Source organism: Priestia sp. SIMBA_032, from assembly GCF_046535215.1.
Lineage (GTDB): Bacteria > Bacillota > Bacilli > Bacillales > Bacillaceae_H > Priestia > Priestia aryabhattai.
Map to the genome: position 1 here is coordinate 1 of NZ_JAWRXD010001232.1, position 249 is coordinate 249.

1 protein-coding gene is annotated in these 249 nt (G+C 53.0%); it reads left to right on the forward strand.

Going from position 1 to position 249, the window contains the following annotated elements; all coding sequences use genetic code 11:
- Positions 1 to 37: 37 nt before the first annotated feature.
- The coding region (locus tag SB717_RS38260; protein ID WP_410908416.1) for a hypothetical protein at positions 38 to 249 on the forward strand (212 nt) is incomplete at its 3' end.

A 249-nucleotide genomic window follows, 5' to 3' on the forward strand; every position in this document is an offset into this window, starting at 1 on the left:
TTTGAAATTGACGTCAAAGGAGTAGGAGCAACGCACGTTGGATACCGGTAATCTAAAACTGACCGTGTCGGATGTAGATACCGGTGCCGCACGCCTTGATCTGTCGCTGTTCCTGTTCGAGGACCAAGATCTCAATATCAGTGGCTTTCTGGAATACGCCACGGACTATATCGGCACTGAGGCTGCCGAAAATATGGTCCGCATGCTCACCAGAGTGCTGCGCGAATTCGTCGCAGCGCCCCATGCTGC